Annotated in this window: 26 protein-coding genes; 11 read left to right on the forward strand and 15 right to left on the reverse strand. The window is 31.2% G+C overall.

Features of this window, described 5'->3' with window-relative positions; all coding sequences use genetic code 11:
• Nucleotides 1-20: 20 nt before the first annotated feature.
• A complete protein-coding gene (locus tag U9966_RS05925; RefSeq protein ID WP_306347113.1) occupies nt 21-458 on the forward strand; it encodes a methyltransferase family protein in 438 nt (145 codons plus the stop codon).
• A 200-nt stretch (nt 459-658) separates the two neighbouring features.
• Here U9966_RS05925 and U9966_RS05930 read toward each other — a convergent pair whose 3' ends face one another.
• The 4 genes from U9966_RS05930 to rlmE all read right to left on the reverse strand — a co-directional run bounded on the left by U9966_RS05930 (nt 659) and on the right by rlmE (nt 4336).
• A complete protein-coding gene (locus U9966_RS05930) occupies nt 659-1240 on the reverse strand; it encodes a thymidine kinase (protein ID WP_211598403.1) in 582 nt (193 codons plus the stop codon).
• 75 nt (nt 1241-1315) lie between these two features.
• Nucleotides 1316-1534 (reverse strand): cell division protein ZapB, encoded by a 219-nt coding sequence (gene zapB, locus U9966_RS05935; protein WP_306347114.1) that lies wholly within the window; start codon nt 1532-1534, stop codon nt 1316-1318.
• Between the two features lie 157 nt (nt 1535-1691).
• The gene (gene ftsH, locus U9966_RS05940; protein WP_306347115.1) at nt 1692-3608 is read right to left on the reverse strand and encodes an ATP-dependent zinc metalloprotease FtsH; all 1917 of its coding nucleotides are present in this window, start codon (nt 3606-3608) and stop codon (nt 1692-1694) included.
• Between the two features lie 101 nt (nt 3609-3709).
• Complete coding sequence (gene rlmE, locus U9966_RS05945; protein WP_306347116.1) at nt 3710-4336, reverse strand: 23S rRNA (uridine(2552)-2'-O)-methyltransferase RlmE; 627 nt, start codon at nt 4334-4336, stop codon at nt 3710-3712.
• 191 nt (nt 4337-4527) lie between these two features.
• On the opposite strand from rlmE, the gene U9966_RS05950 reads away from it, so the two are divergent.
• The 10 genes from U9966_RS05950 (at nt 4528) to U9966_RS05995 (ending at nt 11945) form a co-directional block, all read left to right on the forward strand.
• Complete coding sequence (locus U9966_RS05950) at nt 4528-5739, forward strand: aromatic amino acid transport family protein (protein WP_306347117.1); 1212 nt, start codon at nt 4528-4530, stop codon at nt 5737-5739.
• Nucleotides 5740-5913: 174 nt separating this feature from the next.
• A complete protein-coding gene (locus U9966_RS05955) occupies nt 5914-6297 on the forward strand; it encodes a hypothetical protein (protein WP_306347118.1) in 384 nt (127 codons plus the stop codon).
• A gap of 97 nt (nt 6298-6394) precedes the next feature.
• Entirely contained in the window at nt 6395-6913 is a 519-nt protein-coding gene (locus tag U9966_RS05960) for an SMI1/KNR4 family protein (RefSeq protein WP_306347119.1), read from the forward strand.
• A 3-nt stretch (nt 6914-6916) separates the two neighbouring features.
• Complete coding sequence (locus U9966_RS05965) at nt 6917-7444, forward strand: hypothetical protein (RefSeq protein ID WP_306347120.1); 528 nt, start codon at nt 6917-6919, stop codon at nt 7442-7444.
• Nucleotides 7445-7458: 14 nt separating this feature from the next.
• Nucleotides 7459-8535 carry a hypothetical protein gene (locus U9966_RS05970; RefSeq protein ID WP_306347121.1) on the forward strand — a complete coding sequence of 359 codons (1077 nt, stop codon included), beginning with the start codon at nt 7459-7461 and terminating at the stop codon, nt 8533-8535.
• Between the two features lie 89 nt (nt 8536-8624).
• On the forward strand, nt 8625-9059 hold the full coding sequence (locus tag U9966_RS05975; protein ID WP_306347122.1) for an SMI1/KNR4 family protein: 435 nt from the start codon (nt 8625-8627) through the stop codon (nt 9057-9059).
• Nucleotides 9060-9071: 12 nt separating this feature from the next.
• On the forward strand, nt 9072-9506 hold the full coding sequence (locus tag U9966_RS05980) for a hypothetical protein (RefSeq protein WP_306347123.1): 435 nt from the start codon (nt 9072-9074) through the stop codon (nt 9504-9506).
• Nucleotides 9507-9514: 8 nt separating this feature from the next.
• On the forward strand, nt 9515-9820 hold the full coding sequence (locus U9966_RS05985; RefSeq protein WP_306347124.1) for a hypothetical protein: 306 nt from the start codon (nt 9515-9517) through the stop codon (nt 9818-9820).
• On the forward strand, nt 9817-10485 hold the full coding sequence (locus tag U9966_RS05990) for a hypothetical protein (protein WP_306347125.1): 669 nt from the start codon (nt 9817-9819) through the stop codon (nt 10483-10485). Before U9966_RS05985 ends, U9966_RS05990 begins: the two co-directional genes overlap by 4 nt.
• A gap of 59 nt (nt 10486-10544) precedes the next feature.
• Nucleotides 10545-11945 (forward strand): WG repeat-containing protein, encoded by a 1401-nt coding sequence (locus U9966_RS05995; protein ID WP_306347126.1) that lies wholly within the window; start codon nt 10545-10547, stop codon nt 11943-11945.
• A 360-nt stretch (nt 11946-12305) separates the two neighbouring features.
• Here the strand turns inward: U9966_RS05995 and U9966_RS06000 are convergent, their stop codons facing one another.
• From U9966_RS06000 to U9966_RS06045, 11 genes are all read right to left on the reverse strand, one after another.
• Nucleotides 12306-13328, reverse strand: a complete 1023-nt coding sequence (locus U9966_RS06000; RefSeq protein ID WP_306347127.1) for an SEL1-like repeat protein — start codon at nt 13326-13328, stop codon at nt 12306-12308.
• Nucleotides 13329-13733: 405 nt separating this feature from the next.
• Entirely contained in the window at nt 13734-15047 is a 1314-nt protein-coding gene (locus U9966_RS06005; RefSeq protein ID WP_306347128.1) for a hypothetical protein, read from the reverse strand.
• 300 nt (nt 15048-15347) lie between these two features.
• Nucleotides 15348-15857 (reverse strand): hypothetical protein, encoded by a 510-nt coding sequence (locus U9966_RS06010; protein WP_306347129.1) that lies wholly within the window; start codon nt 15855-15857, stop codon nt 15348-15350.
• Nucleotides 15858-15997: 140 nt separating this feature from the next.
• Nucleotides 15998-16597: a hypothetical protein gene (locus tag U9966_RS06015; RefSeq protein ID WP_306347130.1), complete on the reverse strand. Its 600-nt coding sequence runs from the start codon at nt 16595-16597 to the stop codon at nt 15998-16000.
• Between the two features lies 1 nt (nt 16598).
• Nucleotides 16599-17120, reverse strand: coding sequence for a TNT domain-containing protein (locus U9966_RS06020; RefSeq protein ID WP_306347131.1), 522 nt, complete (start codon nt 17118-17120; stop codon nt 16599-16601).
• 393 nt (nt 17121-17513) lie between these two features.
• Nucleotides 17514-17762 (reverse strand): hypothetical protein, encoded by a 249-nt coding sequence (locus U9966_RS06025; protein ID WP_306347133.1) that lies wholly within the window; start codon nt 17760-17762, stop codon nt 17514-17516.
• A 1-nt stretch (nt 17763) separates the two neighbouring features.
• Nucleotides 17764-17916: a TNT domain-containing protein gene (locus U9966_RS10235; protein WP_407675205.1), complete on the reverse strand. Its 153-nt coding sequence runs from the start codon at nt 17914-17916 to the stop codon at nt 17764-17766.
• A gap of 179 nt (nt 17917-18095) precedes the next feature.
• Nucleotides 18096-18344 (reverse strand): hypothetical protein, encoded by a 249-nt coding sequence (locus U9966_RS06030; RefSeq protein WP_306347134.1) that lies wholly within the window; start codon nt 18342-18344, stop codon nt 18096-18098.
• A 139-nt stretch (nt 18345-18483) separates the two neighbouring features.
• Nucleotides 18484-18822: a hypothetical protein gene (locus U9966_RS06035; protein ID WP_306347135.1), complete on the reverse strand. Its 339-nt coding sequence runs from the start codon at nt 18820-18822 to the stop codon at nt 18484-18486.
• A gap of 112 nt (nt 18823-18934) precedes the next feature.
• A complete protein-coding gene (locus tag U9966_RS06040; RefSeq protein WP_306347136.1) occupies nt 18935-19408 on the reverse strand; it encodes an SMI1/KNR4 family protein in 474 nt (157 codons plus the stop codon).
• Between the two features lie 108 nt (nt 19409-19516).
• Nucleotides 19517-19987, reverse strand: a complete 471-nt coding sequence (locus U9966_RS06045) for an SMI1/KNR4 family protein (protein WP_306347137.1) — start codon at nt 19985-19987, stop codon at nt 19517-19519.
• Nucleotides 19988-19989: the final 2 nt, after the last annotated feature.

The raw sequence follows: 19989 nt of genomic DNA on the forward strand, positions 1-19989 counted from the left end.
AATAATATTAAGGAAAGAGAATGGAATTAAAAATCCCACCACCAGTGATATTTTTAAGCTGTGCATTATTAATGAAGTTTATGCCTAAATGGGGAGTATTCAATTGTCATATCAGCATAATTATTGTGGTTATTTGTGTTGCTATTATAATTGATATAATGAGTTTATGGGGCTTTTTCAAAGAAAAAACAACGGCGAGTCCTTTTAATCCAAATAAAACCTCAACTTTAGTTACTTATGGTATTTATAGTATCACTCGCAATCCAATGTATTTAAGCCTTGCAATGTATTTATTTGCTTGGGGATTATGGCTTGGTAATAGTGTAAGCTTAGTTGGTATTGTATTGTTTTGCCTTTATATTACCTATTTTCAGATTTACCCTGAAGAACGTTATTTAGAAAAACAATTTGGTGAAATGTATCGCCAATACAAAAAAAGAGTAAGACGCTGGATTTAGAGATTAAAAGAGCGGTTACATTACTTTAAGAATTTGCAAAAATAGGGGTCTTTATGCCCATCCCTAACCCTCCCCCGTAAACGGAGGAGGGGATCTTATATAACAATCTTTCTTTCCCTCCACTTTGGCGGGGGGAGGTTAGGAGGGGGGGATGAACTTCAAGTACGATTTTACCCTATTTATTTAATAGAATAGTTATATTATAACTGACCTGTTTTCTCTTTATAATGACGACGACAGACCGCTAAATAGCTATCATTACCACCAATTTGGATCTGAGCACCTTGAGTAATGGCTTCACCTTTTTCGTTCATTCTGATCACAAAATTTGCTTTTGAGCCGCAATAACAAATTGTTTTTAACTCTTTAAGTTGATCTGCCCAAGAAAGGAGATAACGACTTCCTTCAAATAATTCAGATTGAAAATCGGTGCGTAAGCCATAGCAAAGAACAGGAATTTTGAGTTTATCTACCACTTCTGTTAACTGATAAACTTGTGCTTTACTTAGAAATTGTGCTTCATCAATGAGTACACAATGTAGTGGATTTTCTTTAATATATTGAGCAATTTCTTCAAATAAATCAGAGTCTGATCTAAATAATAACGCCTCTTGTGAAATACCAATGCGAGAAGAGACTTTTCCCACTCCAAAGCGATCGTCAATCGCAGCAGTATAAACAAGGGTACTCATTCCTCTTTCTTGATAGTTGTAAGAGGATTGTAGCAGGGTCGTTGATTTTCCTGCATTCATTGATGAATAGTAAAAATAGAGTTTTGCCATAATAATTTGTATGTAAAAAGGAGTTGTATGTAAAAAAACGGCTAATAATAATCAGCCGTTTAGTCGTAAATAATATTAGATATTATCAATCTGTCCAAGTAGAGAGCGTACACGATCTTGCCATTTGTCTTGCTCTGCTTTTAACTCTTCATTTTCTTGAGAGAGTTTTTCTTTAACCGAATTTAGTTCGTTGTTTTTCCCTTTGAGCTCTTCAACTTCAAGTTGTAACAATTGAATGGTTTCAACCGTTTCTCTAATCTTTTTCTCTAATTGATCAAGAATTTCAACAGACATAATTTTTTCCTTAGTTTGATGATGATTAGGGATTATAATCGAATTAATTTACCTTTTCAGCTAAAAGTTTATTTAGACCTGAAAATTATGTTTAAGTGATTAATTTTTATAAAAAGCCCTATACTAATTACTTAGTTAGGGCTTTAAAACCATTATCTTATAACATATTAGGTACAGAATTATCTGAACTTTCTTCTGTTTCTATATCTTTTAATTGTCCTTTTTCATCGGAATCATTATTTGATGATGTGGAATTATTATCATCATTCCAACCTTCAGGATCTTCAACTGGACGACGTTCCATTAATGCCTTAATTTGTGGCATATCAATCGTCTCATATTTCATTAATGCATCTTTCATTGAGTGAAGAATATCCATATTATCAGATAGACATTTTCTCGCTCGTTCGTAGCTACGTTCAACAATTTTACGAACTTCTTCATCAATAAGTTTAGCCGTTTCTTCAGAGACAACTTTTGGTGCACCAAAACCTTCATCATCTTTATAGAGAATAGGACCAAGATTTTCTGAAAATCCCCATTCAGTTACCATTCTACGAGCTAAACCAGAGGCGACCTGAATATCACTAGATGCACCCGTTGAGATATTTTCTTTACCATAAATAATTTCTTCCGCTAAGCGTCCACCGTAAACACTTGCAAGTTTACTTTCAATCTGTTTATGGCTCATACTAATACGATCTCCTTCAGGCAAGAAGAAGGTTACTCCTAAGGCTTGTCCACGCGGGATGATAGTTACTTTATGAACAGGGTCGTGTTCAGGCATCAAATACCCAACAATAGCGTGTCCAGCTTCGTGATAAGCGGTCGATTCTTTTTGTTCTTCCGTCATAATCATTGAACGACGCTCAGGTCCCATATTGATCTTATCTTTCGCTTTTTCAAAATTTTCCATTGTTACGGTTTTTTGATTTGCTCGAGCAGAAAAGAGAGCTGCTTCATTTACAAGGTTTGCTAAATCTGCACCAGAATAACCCGGTGTACCACGAGCAATAATCATTGGATCAACATCAGCAGCGATTGGCACTTTTCTCATATGTACTTTTAAAATATGCTCACGACCACGTACATCAGGTAACCCAACCATCACTTGGCGGTCAAAACGCCCTGGACGAGTTAAGGCATTATCTAACACATCAGAACGGTTAGTAGCTGCAATGACGATTACACCTTCATTTCCTTCAAAACCGTCCATTTCAACGAGCATTTGGTTTAAGGTTTGTTCACGTTCATCGTGTCCACCACTAAAACCTGCACCACCACGTTTACGACCTACTGCATCAATTTCATCAATAAAGATGATACAAGGTGCATTTTTCTTTGCTTGCTCAAATAAGTCACGAACACGAGATGCCCCTACACCAACAAACATTTCGACAAAGTCAGAACCTGCCATAGTAAAGAATGGCACTTTCGCTTCACCTGCGATAGCTTTTGCTAGAAGGGTTTTACCTGTTCCTGGTGGTCCAACCATTAAAATACCTTTTGGAATTCGTCCACCCAGCTTTTGGAATTTAGATGGATCGCTTAGAAAATCGACGACTTCACTCACTTCTTCTTTTGCCTCATCACAACCAGCAACATCAGCAAAAGTTGTTTTGACTTGATCTGGTGAAAGCATTTTGGCTTTACTTTTTCCAAAGCCCATAGCTTTACCGCCACCGCCTTGCATTTGACGCATATAAAATAGCCAAAAGCCGATCAACAACATCATTGGGAACCAAGAAATAAAGATTTGAGATAAGAAACTTCTTTGTTCTTGTGGTTGCCCAGAGACAGTGACTTCTTTTTTGAGTAGATCATTTAATAAATCACGATCATACATTGGCATTACAGTTTGGTATGTATTACCATCTTTTTTTGTAACAGAAATTACTTCATCATTAGATTTAAAATCTACTCCTTTTAGACGATTATCTTTTAAATCATTGATAAAGGTGGAGTACTCAACAGTATTTGCTGAACTATTAATAGAATTAAATCCTTCAAAAGCAGTCATCAAAACAACGGCGACTACCACCCAAAGTAAAACGTTTTTAACCATATCGTTCAAGGTTAATTTCCTCTATATGTAATAAATTATGTATAAGGGTACTACAAAATGCATATTTAAACTATGCTAAGCGGTCAGATTTATTTAAAAATTTACAAAACCTATCCTTTGTATCCCATTGCGACAATATAAACTTCACGAGATCGTCCGCGAGAAGCCTCAGGTTTACGCACTTTAACTTTCGTAAACATCGACCGAATTTCTTTTAAATATTCATCAAAGCCTTCTCCCTGAAATACTTTTACGACAAAGCTTCCATTTTTAGTTAAAACTTGACGACACATATCAAGTGCCAGTTCAACTAAATACATTGAACGAGGAATATCCACTGATGGTAAACCACTAAAATTGGGTGCCATATCAGACATTACTACATCCACTTTCTTTTCACCTACTCTTTCAAGTAATGCGTGGAGAACAGTTTCTTCTCGAAAATCACCCTGTAAAAAATCAACACCTGCAATAGGGTTCATATCCAAAATATCACAGGCAATGACCCGCCCTTTTCCTCCAATTTGAGAAACAGCATACTGCGACCAGCCACCAGGGGCTGCCCCTAAATCAACAATAGTCATTCCTTGTCTGAATAAACGGTCGGTTTGTTGAATTTCATCAATTTTAAAATAAGCACGTGAACGCAACTTTTGTTTATGTGCTTTTTGGACAAATTGATCTTTAAAATGTTCAGCAAGCCATCGTGATGAACTCGCACTTCGTTTTTTACTCATTAATTACTTCTTCTTTTTCTAAAGTTATTCCCTAATAATAAGGGTGAAATTATTTAATTCAAGTACAATTTAGTGTTTATTGTAAATTTAATCAATAAAAATAAAAAATTGTTGCAGTCAGAGTATTGCGAGAAATAAAATTTTCTGCTAGGGTTGAAAACTTACATATTTTGTATTTTTCGGGAGAATTTATGAAGAGCAATACATTTGGAAGTGCCTTGATTGTTGCAGGAACCACAATAGGGGCAGGAATGTTGGCAATGCCACTAACCTCTGCTGAAATGGGATTTAGCTATACGCTTATTTTGCTTTTTTTATTATGGGGTTTACTCTCTTATAGTGGCTTACTTTTTGTGGAAGTATATCAAAAAGCACCTAGAACAAATGCAGGAATAGCGACTCTTGCAGAACAGTATTTTGGTATAGCTGGTCGTGTGATCGCAACTATTGCATTAGTGGTTTTTATGTATGCAATTATTGCCGCTTACGTCTCTGGTGGCGGTTCACTTCTATCTGGATTATTGCCTTTTTTAGGGGATAAAGCAACACCTGTTGCAATTGTGGTATTTACCATCATTTTAGGTTTATTTGTCAGCATTGGAACTAGAAGCGTTGATTTTCTTACTCGAGTGTTATTTATTATAAAATTAATTGCTTTCTTTTTTGTATTATTAATGATGTTGCCAAAAGTGACAACAGCAAATTTAAGTGCAATGCCATTAAAAGATTTTGTCATTATTTCCGCAAGCCCTGTATTTTTCACCTCTTTTGGCTTTCACGTAGTTATTCCAAGTTTAAATCGCTACCTTGAGGGAAATGTAAAGCGTTTACGTTCCGCTATTATTATTGGTACCGGTATTCCATTAGTTGCCTATATTTTGTGGCAAATGGCGACTCACGGAACGCTAAGCCAAGCAGAATTTGTGAAAATTTTAACCAATGAACCGACATTAAATGGTCTAGTAAATGCCACTAAACATATTACAGGTAGTAACTTTATTGGTGAAGCGGTACGTTTATTTTCCACATTAGCATTAGTCACTTCATTTTTAGGCGTTGCATTAAGTTTATTACATTGTTTAGATGATTTGTTAAAACGAGTTAATATCAAAGCAGGACAAAGCGTATTAAGTTTATTAACATTCTTACCCCCACTTGCATTTGCATTATTTTATCCAGAAGGCTTTATTATGGCATTGGGTTACGCAGGGCAAATGTTTACTTTCTATGGGTTGGTATTACCAATCGGAATGGTATGGAGAATGAGAAAACTTTATCCAGATCTACCATACCGAGTATTTGGTGGAAATATTTCATTAGTTATAGCCCTGATTTTAGGTTTATTGATTATGAGTGTACCATTCTTAATTCAAGCAGGTTATTTACCAAAAGTTGTTGGATAAGTAGTATGATTGAGAAAAAAATCAATTATTGAGAAAAATAATTAAAAGGAAAATAAAAAATGAGAAAACAAAATATATTTGTATTTAGTTTGCTTGTTTTTTATTTCCGTTATTCTCAAGCTCACTATGATACTCTATACAAATAAAAAATAGCTTCAATTAGAGATAGAATTTATGAAAGAAATTATATTGTATCTATTACTACTTATAAATTTAGCCTTGATAGGTAATGCCTTTTTTATTGAGAAATATTTTTCTAAATGGAATAAAAAACTGTATTGTTATTTAGGGGTTACCTTACTTAACAGTATTATTCTTACTTATGGAGCAGAAGAACAATATTTGTTTGGTGGTATCCCCATCGATAATTGGCTCATAGAAATATTTATTCCCATTTTTGTTTATTTACTATGTATAAGTTTGGTAATGATGTTTATTTCATCAAAATTATATAGTGCCATAAAATCCTATATACCTTTTACCTTTGTGTTTATCTTTTCTTTATTTTTTGTGCTATTTTTTACGATGATTGTTTTAATATCTTTATTTACTTCATAAGAGAAAAATATTTATTTTAACCGCTATTATTAGCGGTCACATCTTGACAAATTTTTGCAAAAAAATAACAAAATCATACCGCTTAGAGGATTGTAAAATGAAAGAAATAACTGACCTTATTAATAAATTAATAGTATATACAAAAGATAACCCTCTTATTGTAAATGACAGATCAATACAAGTTTTACAAAAAAGAAAAATCACCCTTGATGAAATTAATGATTTTGAAACAACCTATAATCTTATCTTACCTTGTGACCTAAAAGAGTTATGGCGTTGTTGTGGGCATTTTGAGGTGTTAGGTGATATGACGTTTGAAATTATTCCGCCCAACCAAATTATGTCTTTTTCAAATGAGTTATTTGAACAACTGGAATTAGATTTATTTCCCAATACACTTTATGTTATTTCTGAAATTGCTCTTGGTACGGGATTTGGTCTTTATGATATAACAAACCAAGACTCACCAAATTTTGCAGTTACTTATGCGGATATTTTTTGTGAGAACTGGCAAGAAGAAGTGATAATGACGACTCTTTTTGAATGGATTGACTATTATTTTTCATTACTTTGGACAAAAGAGTATAAAGTGATTTTTGAGGAAAAATTAGGATAAGCGATGTTTAATATAACCTTTGATATAAAGAAAAATCCTAAGCTATTTTTAGGTAAAAGTAAGACTGAATTGATTGAGTATTTGGAACAAAATGCTATTAAGTTTGAACATTTTCCTCAAGAGCAAATTGATAATGGATTTAATATTATCAACACTTCTAATATGCATTTTTGGTTTGATTGTGAAGATATTAATTATCGAATTGATGTAATGTCCTTAGGTGATTTATATTTTAATAAAACAAAAATCAATAAACAGGGTTACGCACTGACGGTTCTAGATTATCTAAATAACATTGCCACAAAGCTAAGTGAAACCGATCATATAGATAATGATGATATGGGGAAATATAAATTAGTGGTTTATGAGTTGGAAAAGTTATTTAGAATATACATAACTTATACTTGCGATAATCATTGTATTTTTTGTTTTAGTCTTTATGTTGATGGATATAATCTGTATGAATATAAGCGAGGAGTATCATTAGAAGACTATATACAGGAGTATATACAAGAATATATAAAAGAGTAATAAAAAGGGCTATTATGAAAAAATATGTAATGTTATTAATAAGTTCACTTATCAATTTTTGTTATGCGAGTACGGATATGGTGATGAAAAACAATATAGAAAAATATTATTATGAATATAGAGGGGTTCATTGCCCCGAATATTGCAGGCAATATCCCACTTCAGAAAAAGTAGCATTTTCTATCAATGCAAAAAAGAAATACGAACAAGGCAGAGCCATTAATATTGAACTTGTTTGGAAAAATAATTCTGATAAAGATGAAACCATTTTGATATTTCCGTATGGTGAGGGAATGATAGGTTTAGGTGCTGTGGTGATAGATGAAAATAATTCAATAATTAATACTGCATCTATCAATAGCTATATATCTTTATCATCAAAAGTATTTAGTAAAGGTGAATTAGCATATCAAGAGGTAATATTAAAACCGAATGAGATTAAAAAACAGACCTTTGATTTAATGAAAATTCCAGAATTTGATTATAAATTGAGTGAGTTAGGTTTAGAAAAAGGAAAATATCAATTCCAAGTGTTTTATTTTGATAAAAAATCAGAAATGCTGGAGTTTGAAATAACAAAACCACAAGACCCACTTTTTTTAGAAAGTAAAAAGAATAGTTTCGAAAATCACAAAGTTTTTAGAGAAAAACATAACTTTTTTGTATTCCCAAGTTCAAAAGAGGTAGAGTTTTCTATCAATGCCAAAAAGAAATATAAACAAGGTAAAGTGATTGATATTGATCTTGTATGGAAAAATAACTCAGATGAAAATGAAACAATACTTATATATGATTATAAAAATAGTCTTATTGGATTAGGGGCTTTGGTTTTTAATGATAAAAATGAGGTAATCACGGAAAAACCGTCAAAATTGTTTTATTCTTCAAAATTTTTCACTGCTGATGAAATTTTAGATAGGAAAGTAATATTAAAGCCTAATGAAACAAAAAAATATACGATAAATTTAATGGAAGTTCCCTTTTTTCAAAATAATAATCTAAAAAAGAAAGGATTAGAAAAAGGACAGTATAAAGTTCAATTGCTTTATTATGATAGAAAATCAAAAATACTTGAGATCGAAATAGAATAAAATGTATTTATAACATTATTAGCGGTCACATTTACATAAAAATTTACAAATTAAGTATTCAGCGTACAAGTATAAATAAGGATTATTAAATGACAAATAAATGGCAGAATTTAAGTCAGTCATACCATATCTATTCAATTAAAATAGATTTATCTGAGCAAGATATTCTTTTATTAAAAAACCACTGCCCTATAATTCTTCCTGTGGATTATATTGAATTATTAAGTGAAAACGCAGAAATAGAAATTGGAGTAGCAGAAAAATATTTACGCTTTTGGAATGCTGCTGGTTGTATAGAGATGAATGAAGCCTATAAAATTCAACACTATTTACCAAAGGCTTGGGCAATTGCCGATGATGGCGGTGGTGGCGTACTGTTGTATATAAAAAACGATGATGAATTGAACCTTTATTTTTGCAGATTAGAAGATTTAGATATGGCAGAAGCAACTAAAATCTCAACGAGTATAAGTGATTTGCTCTTTTATGATATTGGTTTAAAAACTTTACTCACAAAAATATAAGGCAAAGATAAAATGAATAAAACACTACAACAAAAGCTGTATCTACTTAAAATAAAACAACAAATATCAGAAATAAAAGGGATTGATATTCAAGAAATTGTTTATCAAAAACCAGAAATTTTACAGTGGTTTGATGATGAGTTAAGAAATGAATTCAATAAAATAGAACGTAACATTCCTATTATCGCCGAGATTTCATATCTTGAAGAAAAAAATACCATTGCTAAAAAATTACAAGAAATTGTTTATCCACAAACAACATTTATTTTAGATTTTGGTGAGCTTTATCTTATTTTTTCTATCACATCATTTTCAGCATTTTTAAACAGCCTTAATGATATATATAGTTCAAGAGATGTGACGTTATTTTTTTCAGATCAACCTAAATTAGTTGATATTCATCTGGCTGAGCATTTTTTTGAATTTAGAGTTTTAGCTAAAGGATAGGAAAAATTGTGAATATTTACGCAACTTATGCCACTAACCTTGAAATTGTTGAGGCGAGAAAGAAAATAGAAATATTATCTGGTTTGGCTTTACAAGAGCGAGAAAGTTTATATTTTGGTGTCTATTATTGTGTAGGAGATAAGTATGACGGACAATCTTTTCAACTACATCATAATCGTGATTTTGATGATAATGAACCATTAAAAGATGTGCCATTTTCAGTGCTTTTAGAAGTCAGTCGATTAAGTGTAGAAAATGAAAAATTATTCGCTACGTTAGATGATTTTCATTTAATACATAAGGAATATTTATGAGAAATGATGTATTTGGAAATGAAGATTTTTGGGTTTTATATCTTACTTTGGAAAATGTGTTGTATGATGAAAATGGAAATATACTCAAAGAAATTGAAGAGATAACTTATAAAAATATTCTGACACAATTATCCACTGATTTTTCGGTTCATTCTGATATTGTTCACTTTTATTTTCAATTAAACAATTTTGAATTATTAATAGAAAGCCGATTTGGTTGTAGCAACTATTTATACCTGTGCTATCAAGAAGAAAAATATTTATTGGGCTGGTGGGATTTGGCAATGTGGCATCCATATTGTTTAAAGTATGATGAATTGAATTTATTATTAGAAAATATCCAAAAATATGATGCAAATTGGAAAAACTCAGATGTTCCGTTGTTATTATTAAAGGATTTTGTAGGATTTGGATCTGATGAGCAAAGAGAGTGTAAAGAGCTTACCACGAGATCGAAGAATATTTTAGATTCTTTTAAAATTAAAAATAGTAAACTCTTATCTACCTGTTTTTTACAAGAAGATTACTCTTGGATAACAACTAATGTTGGTGATGAATTTTCTGCTGATTATAACTGCTATTCTTTAAGAAATATACAACACCAATCAAAAGAGAGTAGCTTTCCTTTTGAACTTTGGAATAAACTAATCGATAGTTTACAGTAAAACCTGATTAAAAAATCATAGATCGTAAATCATCACCAACAGAGGTATAGGAACTTAAAATGTTTAAAAAACTCACAAATACATTGATAGCACTATTAATAGCGGTCACTTCTTCACAACTTTTTGCAAAAAATGATGTGGTGTATTTGCCTTATTTGAATGTCACTGAATTTAAGCAAGGTTTATCTGTGGTGGTGGATAAGGATTACAACTATGGATTGATAGATATTCAGGGAAAGGAGTTAATTAAGCCTCAATATGATTTTATGCGAATAGACGATAATGGTGCAATCTACGTAGAAAAGCAAATCGGTGATGAATATAAAAATTGGTTTATTGATCAAACAGGGGAAAAGGTTGACCCAAAGCAGTTTGATTCTGTTGAAAAAAGAACAGAGCAACCACAAAAACAACAACAAAAAATAGTCAAAAATACCTCACCTGAAGTTGCAACTGTTGATTATCAAGCCATTCGTCGTAAATACCCTGCAATTAAAATTCATAAAAATAAAATGATCAGCTTTAGAAGTGATGATTTTGATGAATATTTGTGGGGATTATTAGATCCACAAGGTAATGAAATTTTGCCTGCTAAATATCAATATATTCACAATTCAAATTTATCTGATGATTTATTAATAGTTAAATCAGGACGTTATGGCTATATCAATTTACAAGGAGAGAAAGTCACTCCGATAAAATATGATATGCCTGATGAACTTAAAGGTTTAGCGATGTTAACAACAGGGGATGAACGTATTTTTGTTAATGATAAATTTCAACAAGTGCTACCACCGAATAGTTATGATGATCTGTTGTATAAAGATGAGGATAATGGGCTGATTTTTGTTAAAAAGAATAGGCTTGAAGGAGCAATTAATGAAAAAGGGGAAGTATTAATTCCTACACAATTTTATAAAATCACCTACACCAAAAATCAATTTATTATAGGAGAGCTTCCCCCGCTTGATTACAGAATGGCTCTATTTAGTCCCAAAGGAAAGCAACTTTCTCAACCAATTTATGTTGAAATTGAAGCCTTACCGTTAGCCCCTTATTTTATGGTTCGAGATAATTATAAACTAAATTTAATGGATTATTCAGGCAAAGTGTTAAATTTAGATTATTGTGCTTATGATGATAAAAGTATTGAAAATGCCATTCTTGTTATGGGTTGTGATGAACAAAAAGGGATTGTTGATGAAGCAGGCAAAGAGTTAGTGAAACCACAATATAAAGATGTTCAGATTATCAATAAACAGCTCTTTATCGTAGAAAATAAACAAGGATTAAAAGGTTTCGTTAATCGTCAAGGGCAACACACCACAGACATTATTTATGAAAAAATCAGCCCTTTTTCAAATGGGTTAGCCAAAGTTTATACGCCTGATGATCAATGGGGATTTGTGAATATGCAAGGTAATGTAGTGATTGCAAAACAGATAGATAAAAATAGGTAAGTGTATGATTTCGTCCTATCAAGCATATTTATAGCCTTTAGCGACAAGCCAAGTTTACTTTACTCATTGCTTACCCAATTTACTAGTTTAACTGGATAAGCTGGTGGCAAGAGACAAGGAAATAGGGCTAGTGCAAGTTACCTTGTCCTTATGTACCTACAACATTATTTATACATCAATGAGTTTATTTGTGAAATGAAGTGATTATTTTCAGCTAATACGTCTCCACTTTGTAGTTCATCCATTTCTAACTGAGATTGTTAATACTTACTCACCTTGTTAGGATGAGTATCTATGTTAGTAAGATAAGAGAGTATCTCCCTTATAAAATCACTACTATGCCATAACTATGACTTTTTTCTATTTTTTTAATTTTTCAAACTGACCACAAGCAGTTTTATAGCCACCGTTACATGATTTATCAAACCAATATTTTGCTTTTGCTCTGTCTTTTTTAATTCCTTTTCCAAAGTAATACATAAGTGCTAGATCATATTGAGCAAAAGTATAATTATTTTCTGAAGCTTGTTTTAGAAAATGAACTGAACGTTTATAATCTGTTTTCACCCCCATTCCATCACGATAAGCTAACCCTAAGGAATATTTAGCAGGGACAAAATTATGCTGTGCAGATTTCGAAAACCACTTCAGAGCAATGGTTGGATTTTTCTTAACACCTTCTCCATTTTTATAAAGTACACCTAAAATAAATTGTGCTTGTGGTTCGTCTAATTTAGCGGAAGATGTATACCAATGCACAGCTTTTTGTATATCTTTTGGCACGCCCTTACCCAGCTCATACATTTTCGCTAAATATAATTGTGCAATAGGTTGATTTTGCTCCGCTGCTTTCTTATACCAATATACGGCTTGCTTATAATTTTTCCGATTATAGCCATCTAAACCGTAAATAAAACCTAAATTTAATTGAGCTAATGGATAGCCTTGTTCTGCTGATTGAGTAAAAAGTTTAATTGCCTTTGATAAATCTTTTGAAACCCCTTGCCCTTTTTGATATAACAACCCTAAGTTATACAGTGCTTCTTTTAGTCCTTTTTTAGCCGCTTTTTCATACCATTTTACTGCTTTAGAAAAATTTCGTTTAACACCAACACCATTATTGTACATAACTCCAATATTGTACTGTGCGTCGACTAACCCACCTTGTGCGGATTTCTCATACCAATTAGCTGCTTTACGATAATTTTGCTCAACACCAATTCCATTATAATACATAAGCCCTAATCGAAACTGATCATCAACACTTCCTTTATTCGCTTTGGCGCGTATTTCATCAATAGTAATATTATTCGCATTTGATTGTACCGAAGTGGTTACACTCACCACAAATAACATTATTACTAAACTAAAATATTTTTTCATTAGTTACTCCTTATTTTTATACTTAAGGTTATTTAAAAATTTAGATACTTTGAGAGCATTCAAAATATCTGTATTATTTTAATCTTATTACAATAAGGCAAATTCTAAATAAAATCTAGCCACTTAAATTCAAATGTTCTTACAATAAGAGTATTTTTCATGAATTTTTTAAATTCTTTTTATTTTAACAAAAATTTCATAACTTAATAGCTTTTTGATCAAAATATTTAATCGACCAACCTTGTTTAAACTTGATTACTTCTCTAATAAAACTTTCTTCTCCTAAAATATATAAGAAATTATACTCCGTAAAAACAGGTCTCATGATTAAAAATCTTAATGGATAATCACTAAAAATAAAACTGTCAAGATGACTAATCCAATGAAGCCCTTGTGAAAACTCAATTATTTCTTTTTCAATAGGGCAAAACTTAGCCACTTCAAAATCATTTTTATTATCAAAAAAGTATTCTGCCACTTTTTAATATTTGATAAATCCGATGCTAATACACGTGTTTCATGAGCATCTCCAGCATCAATAGCAATCTCTTTACCATATTTCTGAGCTATTAATGATTGAAATATAGTATGTCTATAAGCATTACCTTTTCCCCCATCACCCCACAATTGTTCCTTTGTGTATAACTCCTGTGCGACTTTATTGTGCCTACTAATTAGATTAATTTGAAACGTTGTTGCAATTGTGGTTAAGTCGGGGGATAAAAAATTCTTAGAACTAGTAATATTACCATTAATTCCTAGTGCTTCAATTGGATTAAAAAAAGCAAATTTTGCTTGTTTCCATCTTATATCACTTGGTTCCCTATCTATGGCTAACCGATTTATATTACTCGTGGCCAACCCACTCTCATAATCCACACCACCATCACTTTCAAAAGCCTTTGCCTTTGGCTGTTTCTGACGAGCAGAGTAGTCATCTTTAAAACCATTTATCTTATTTTGATTATCAATACTATCAACATTATTTTTATCAAAATGAATATCCGCATTAATCTTTGGATGTAGTTTTTTTTCTAAACTGGTATTTATACTGATACTGTTATCTATATTCAGTTTGATATTAGGAATATAATCTTTTGAAGGAGTAATAGGTGAAATTTCATCAATTGATAAACGACTCCCATTATTTTTTTCAACAGAAGTGATTTTAGATGTATTTATCTTCAACTCACCGCCATCAAATTTTGGTGAAGTAATGGAAGGCCAATTCACTTTCTGTGTCGTATTAATCAACGATGCTATAGAGGAGACATCTGCTTTAAATTCGTCCAATTCTGGAGAATGAGTGGATGACATATTGACACTTAATTGTGTATCAGTTGATTGTCCCAATGAAGTTGATGGGATAGCCTCGGTGGTGATTTTTCCAACTTTTTGTAACGAGTTATTTGATGGCTCGAATGAGGTTGAAGGTATCGCCTTTATCTTAATCTCTTTAGTATTTGAAGACCAATTTATTTTTGATGATTTATGATTAAATGAATAATCTTTCTCTGAAATTTTATTCAAATATTCATTTCTTTTATCTGCTAAACTCGGCGTTAAATAGTCCTTTTTGCCATCATCAAAATTAACATTTAAATGACTTAAAGTAGAGGATTGATTGGCTAAATTATCTTTAGCTGAATCCATTAATTCATTTGGTGAAGCGGTGTGAGTATTTTTAGCTACTACATCTTCACTTTGTAACTCACTCATTTCCCAACTAGCATTGCCAATACTGATTTCACCTGTGATATTGGTATTTGGTGTATCAATATCTAAATATGCAAAATGAATAGCTTTAAGTTTACTAAGTTTTTAAAGAACATATTAACTATCTTAATAGAATAAAAAATATCTATAATAAAGATACGTGTAGAGCGGTGTGATTTAAATAAAATTTTGCAATTTTTAACTGTCCTCAAAAACAGGGAATAGTTATACTCAAAACCTAGATTTTTGAAGTAAATTTTGAAAACTACCATTAAAATCTAAAAGAATTTGCTAAAAATACTCTTATTCCATAATCATATCTTTTCTCTTAATATCAAAAACTTCTTCTACTTTTTTAAAACAAGCTCCTGTTAGAGGATTCATTTCTTCATAACTAGAACATACAACTAAATAATCATTAGCTTTATTTAGAGTCTGACCGATAAAAGCAGATTTATAAACTGTAATCATTCCCTCTTCATTTTTTAAATAAAAATCTGTCTTTGCATACAAAAATACAAACTTCCGATTTCTAACTTTCACTATATTCCCAGAATAACCTCCTCCTATTTTAGTTTTATCTATTTCATACAAATTACTAATATCAATAAGATTTGTTTTTGCCAAAAACTTAGCCTCTGAATGTGCCTTTTTTTTATTATACTCTTCTTTTGGTATATTCTTATCATTTGTAAAAGATATTACACGAACTCCATCAATAGTCTCATCAGTTAATTTTTTTATCACTGCCTGTACACTATTACCAATAGTAGTAAATAATGCGAGCAATAAAATTATTTGTGTTTTCTTCATTTCTCTAATCTCCTAATTTATCAGAAATAATTAAGTTAAATAACTCACTCTATTTTACAAAAAATAAAGTAAATCTAACCGCTATTAAAATAGTATTATCTACTCTTTGGGTCATAAAATAAGCATAATAATTTAGTTTATTAATCAAGTAATGGTAACTCACCTCTAGCACGATTAAGTAACAGAAAAAATTGCTTATTTAATAGGTAAGGATAAAGCAAAGATTTATCATAAATAATTGCGACAGTCTCTTGTATTCTATGATTACTTCTTTCTGGGTAATAATCATGATAAATTTCATAGCTGTCTGCTTTTTCCTTTACAAAAAGAGTCGGTCCATACCAATCATAGCTTATATCCTCTTCAAAAATATCTTTTCCTTCTTCTTCAAATACTACGCTACAAGGCTGAAGGTACGCTATTTTTTTCCTGATATATTTTGCTCGCTGAATATATTCTTCTTTTGAAGATATCCCACTAAGCCACTGCATAATATCAGGGGCTTTACAATTTTCTTTTTGGGCAAGAAAACAGAGCAAAAGAAAACTATCTCGAGGAGATTTATTTTTAATAATTAACTGTTTTTCATCTATAAAAAAACAATTTACATAATCATAGAAACCATATTCGTCTGCATCATCAAAAATACATAAGGTATTAGCAACCATTGAATACCACTCTTGAGTTGATTTTTTCATAAAATCAAGCAAATAAAACTGCATTAATTCTTCTGTTTTCATACTACTTTCCTATAAATTCTAAATAACCTCTATCAGGATCTACCAACTTATTAATAGGAGTATGATGATCCTGTATTCCCAACCCCTTTTTATCAAACCAAGGAGTTACCTTACTTCTTGAACTATCAAAAGGTTTTTTAACCTTGAATTTAAAAATTTCATAATCAGATTCTTTACCTGGCATCGCTCTTTTCTCAAAAGGAACGCCTTCTGGAGCAGTATATCTACCTGTATCTTCTATTGGATTATAATTTTTCCTTTTTTTATGAACATACCTCGTTAATATATCTCCCTCTTGAAATTGCTGCTTCTTATATGTACCTGGTAATCCATCAAAATTTTTAGTATTATCAGGATATATATCCCAACCTTTTTCATCCTTCCAATTTTGTGTTTTTGCTTGATTTCTAGCTTTCTCAATCTCTCCTCGTTTATTAATTATTTCATGTAACTCTTTATTAAATTTACGATTATTTTTCCCTATATTATTAGGGTAGTGTTGTTTAGCTTGCTGTTTAGCCAATAACTATCGTTTTGTTTTAGTATGTTGAGAAAAGTTAGAAGATTTACGAGCGACACGACTTTTAGCAATATTTTATAGTCTCAAGTAAACACTATTCAGGCAGAATAAATTACCATTTATACTGATATGCGAATTCTTTATACAACTTATCATATGCATCTCCCTCACTTTCACAATCTATAGAATATAAAACACTTCCTCTTGAGTTATATATAAGCTTCCAAACTTCTTTATCTTTTATGACACAAACCTTCATAAACCTCTTTGAAACATGAGTCTAAACAACCACTTAAACTATAAAATTTTCTATGTATGTTTTTTTCATCAAGCTTTTTTATTAATTTATCTTTTGTCATTTTCCATCTCCAATTAGTTTTATTCAATTAGAATAAATTACCATTTATATTGATATACAAATTCTTCATATAATGCATCATATGCTTCTTCTGCAGATTGCCAATCTGAAATATAATTTTTCCTCCCCCTTTCCGTATATAAAAGTCTCCATATTCCATCATCCTCTATAATACAATAACCATCATAAATTCTTCTTAAACAAATGTTCAAGCAACCATCTAAATAATAGTCACATTTAGGAACTTTTTTCTCATCTAGTTTACTGATCAATTCATCTTTAGTCATTTTAATCTCCAATTTCTTTTAAATATCCTTTGTCCAAATACCATTGAACTTTTTGAGGTAGTTCATATTGTATACCTTTACCAGGTTGACCAAACCATGGTAATACTTTACCCTCGGTAACGTTTTCGATTGCTTTTTCTACTTTATACCTTATAAGGTCCGTCTTTTTTACTCGATAGTAGAGATCTCATCTCAAATGGTAAGTTATCTGATTTTAAGGGAGAATTAGCAGGAGAAACAAACTGACCACCAGTATATCCATATCGATCTATATAAGCCCCTTGAGGGATTGTTGAATTTGGTATCCCATCAAAATTATATCTCGTTTAGTCATTACTCTTCCTTTAATAACTTAATTACATCGTTGAGTTCACATTCACACTCTTTGATAATTTCTAAAAAATTATTCAAATCAACAGAAGGTTTATCTTTCATTTTTAATATTCGTATTTCATGAAAAAACTCAATAAATAAAGTTAATTCATCACTTATTCCTATTAAACATATAATTTGATCATTAATAGAAATTTCTGCACCAAGATAGTCCTTATTTCCTTGATTAATATAATCAACTGTAATCATTTTTACCTCTTAGGATCCAAAAATCCACTAAAATCTCCACCTTTATTAAATCTTACACCTTGCCCATTAGGTTTTCTAAACTCAAAGCCTCCTCTAGACAAAGGAATTTCTACTGCTTGGGGATCTAATAAAATATCCTTTAATATCTCTCTGCTTGCCTATTTTGAGCTTGAACTCCCCCAATAGGTTTTGTAAATGTTCCTCTTGATCTTTGTGCGTGACTTGATAGTTTACGGGCTGCTGCACTTAGACCATTTTTAGAAATAGGTTTATTGGCTGATAATAATAGTTTCTCTACTCTACCTCTAAAATTAATTTTTTCATGTAGTTCTTTATTAAATTCACGATTATTTTTCCCTATATTATTAGGGTGATCTTGTTTAGCTTGCTGTTTAGCCAATAGCTCTCGTTCTGTTTTAGTATGTTGAGAAAAAATAGCCAAAATAAGCGTTAAGTTTACTAAGTTTTTAAAGAACATATTAGCTATCTTAATAGAATAAAAGACACCTACAATAAAAATACGTGTAAAGCGATATAATTTAAACTAAAATTTGCAATTTTTAAGTTTAATCTTACCGCTTGAATAAACATTACTCGTGCAACATTTCCATAAACTCATCAAAACTGTTTGCCACAAAGTTTACTACCATTGATAAAGTTCCATCTTCATTTTCTATATGATCGTCATGATACATCAATACCACTTTAGGATTATTTCCTTTTGGGTCTTCTCGATAATCAAAACAAACATAATCACCATTGGCACAAACACCAAATGCGACTAAGTGAGGTATTCCTGCATATTCAGGATCTGATGTTATCTTATAATCATACATAGTAGTAGCCTGCTTCTGACTCAAACTTATAAAATTAAGATCTCTTTCATCATCTTTACCGTACACATTAGTAAAATCAAAAATATTTTCTGCAAGCATTAGTTGATCATATATAGACACTATTTCTTTATATCTATATGGAAATATATAACCAATATCACTTTCTACTTTCTCTATTTCGCTACAAGATACTGGCTCTTTATACCAATTTGGGGTTAAATTTTTCATTTATTGTCTTTTTTAATGATTGTTGTCCTGTAACACCAAGTCACCAAGCGGTAAGATAAGAACCACTTTTTGCAAATTTTAAGTGTAATCTTACCGCTTAAATAAATATTACTCATACAACATTTCCATAAACTCATCAAAGCTATTTGCGACAAAGTTTACTACCATAGAATCTGTTCCATCTTCATTTTCTATATGATCGTCATGATACATCAATACCACCTTAGGATTATTTCCTTTTGGGTCATCTCGATAATCAAAACAAATATAATCACCATTGGCACAAACACCAAATGCGACCAAGTGAGGTATTCCTGCATATTCGGGATCTGATACGTATTGCTCATCAAAAATATTTTCTATCTCATCTTCTTTAAAACTCAAAAAATTCAGATCTCTCTCATCAGCTTCACCGTAAATATTAGTAAAATCAAAATAGTTATTTTTAAGCCTTAATCCATCATGATGAGAAACAATTTCTTTAAAATACTCAGGAAAATCATATCCTAATTTTCTTCCAAAACAATTTATTACACAAATATCAATTGTTCCTTTATCTCTATAAATGTTTAATTTCATAT

It is taken from the genome of Pasteurella atlantica (genome assembly GCF_963693435.1).
Classification (GTDB): domain Bacteria; phylum Pseudomonadota; class Gammaproteobacteria; order Enterobacterales; family Pasteurellaceae; genus Phocoenobacter; species Phocoenobacter atlanticus.

Coding starts and splice junctions, on each gene's coding strand:
- U9966_RS06010 (WP_306347129.1), bottom strand. CDS start 15,857: ATGAAGAAAACACAAATAATTTTATTGCTCGCATTATTTACTACTATT.
- U9966_RS05990 (WP_306347125.1), top strand. CDS start 9,817: ATGAGAAATGATGTATTTGGAAATGAAGATTTTTGGGTTTTATATCTT.
- U9966_RS05995 (WP_306347126.1), top strand. CDS start 10,545: ATGTTTAAAAAACTCACAAATACATTGATAGCACTATTAATAGCGGTC.
- U9966_RS05930 (WP_211598403.1), bottom strand. CDS start 1,240: ATGGCAAAACTCTATTTTTACTATTCATCAATGAATGCAGGAAAATCA.
- U9966_RS06045 (WP_306347137.1), bottom strand. CDS start 19,987: ATGAAATTAAACATTTATAGAGATAAAGGAACAATTGATATTTGTGTA.
- U9966_RS05975 (WP_306347122.1), top strand. CDS start 8,625: ATGACAAATAAATGGCAGAATTTAAGTCAGTCATACCATATCTATTCA.
- U9966_RS06035 (WP_306347135.1), bottom strand. CDS start 18,822: ATGTTCTTTAAAAACTTAGTAAACTTAACGCTTATTTTGGCTATTTTT.
- U9966_RS06040 (WP_306347136.1), bottom strand. CDS start 19,408: ATGAAAAATTTAACCCCAAATTGGTATAAAGAGCCAGTATCTTGTAGC.
- U9966_RS05970 (WP_306347121.1), top strand. CDS start 7,459: ATGAAAAAATATGTAATGTTATTAATAAGTTCACTTATCAATTTTTGT.
- U9966_RS06000 (WP_306347127.1), bottom strand. CDS start 13,328: ATGAAAAAATATTTTAGTTTAGTAATAATGTTATTTGTGGTGAGTGTA.
- U9966_RS06015 (WP_306347130.1), bottom strand. CDS start 16,597: ATGAAAACAGAAGAATTAATGCAGTTTTATTTGCTTGATTTTATGAAA.
- U9966_RS06030 (WP_306347134.1), bottom strand. CDS start 18,344: ATGATTACAGTTGATTATATTAATCAAGGAAATAAGGACTATCTTGGT.
- U9966_RS05950 (WP_306347117.1), top strand. CDS start 4,528: ATGAAGAGCAATACATTTGGAAGTGCCTTGATTGTTGCAGGAACCACA.
- U9966_RS05955 (WP_306347118.1), top strand. CDS start 5,914: ATGAAAGAAATTATATTGTATCTATTACTACTTATAAATTTAGCCTTG.
- U9966_RS06005 (WP_306347128.1), bottom strand. CDS start 15,047: ATGAGTGAGTTACAAAGTGAAGATGTAGTAGCTAAAAATACTCACACC.
- zapB (WP_306347114.1), bottom strand. CDS start 1,534: ATGTCTGTTGAAATTCTTGATCAATTAGAGAAAAAGATTAGAGAAACG.
- U9966_RS06025 (WP_306347133.1), bottom strand. CDS start 17,762: ATGACTAAAGATGAATTGATCAGTAAACTAGATGAGAAAAAAGTTCCT.
- U9966_RS05965 (WP_306347120.1), top strand. CDS start 6,917: ATGTTTAATATAACCTTTGATATAAAGAAAAATCCTAAGCTATTTTTA.
- U9966_RS05980 (WP_306347123.1), top strand. CDS start 9,072: ATGAATAAAACACTACAACAAAAGCTGTATCTACTTAAAATAAAACAA.
- U9966_RS05960 (WP_306347119.1), top strand. CDS start 6,395: ATGAAAGAAATAACTGACCTTATTAATAAATTAATAGTATATACAAAA.
- U9966_RS05925 (WP_306347113.1), top strand. CDS start 21: ATGGAATTAAAAATCCCACCACCAGTGATATTTTTAAGCTGTGCATTA.
- rlmE (WP_306347116.1), bottom strand. CDS start 4,336: ATGAGTAAAAAACGAAGTGCGAGTTCATCACGATGGCTTGCTGAACAT.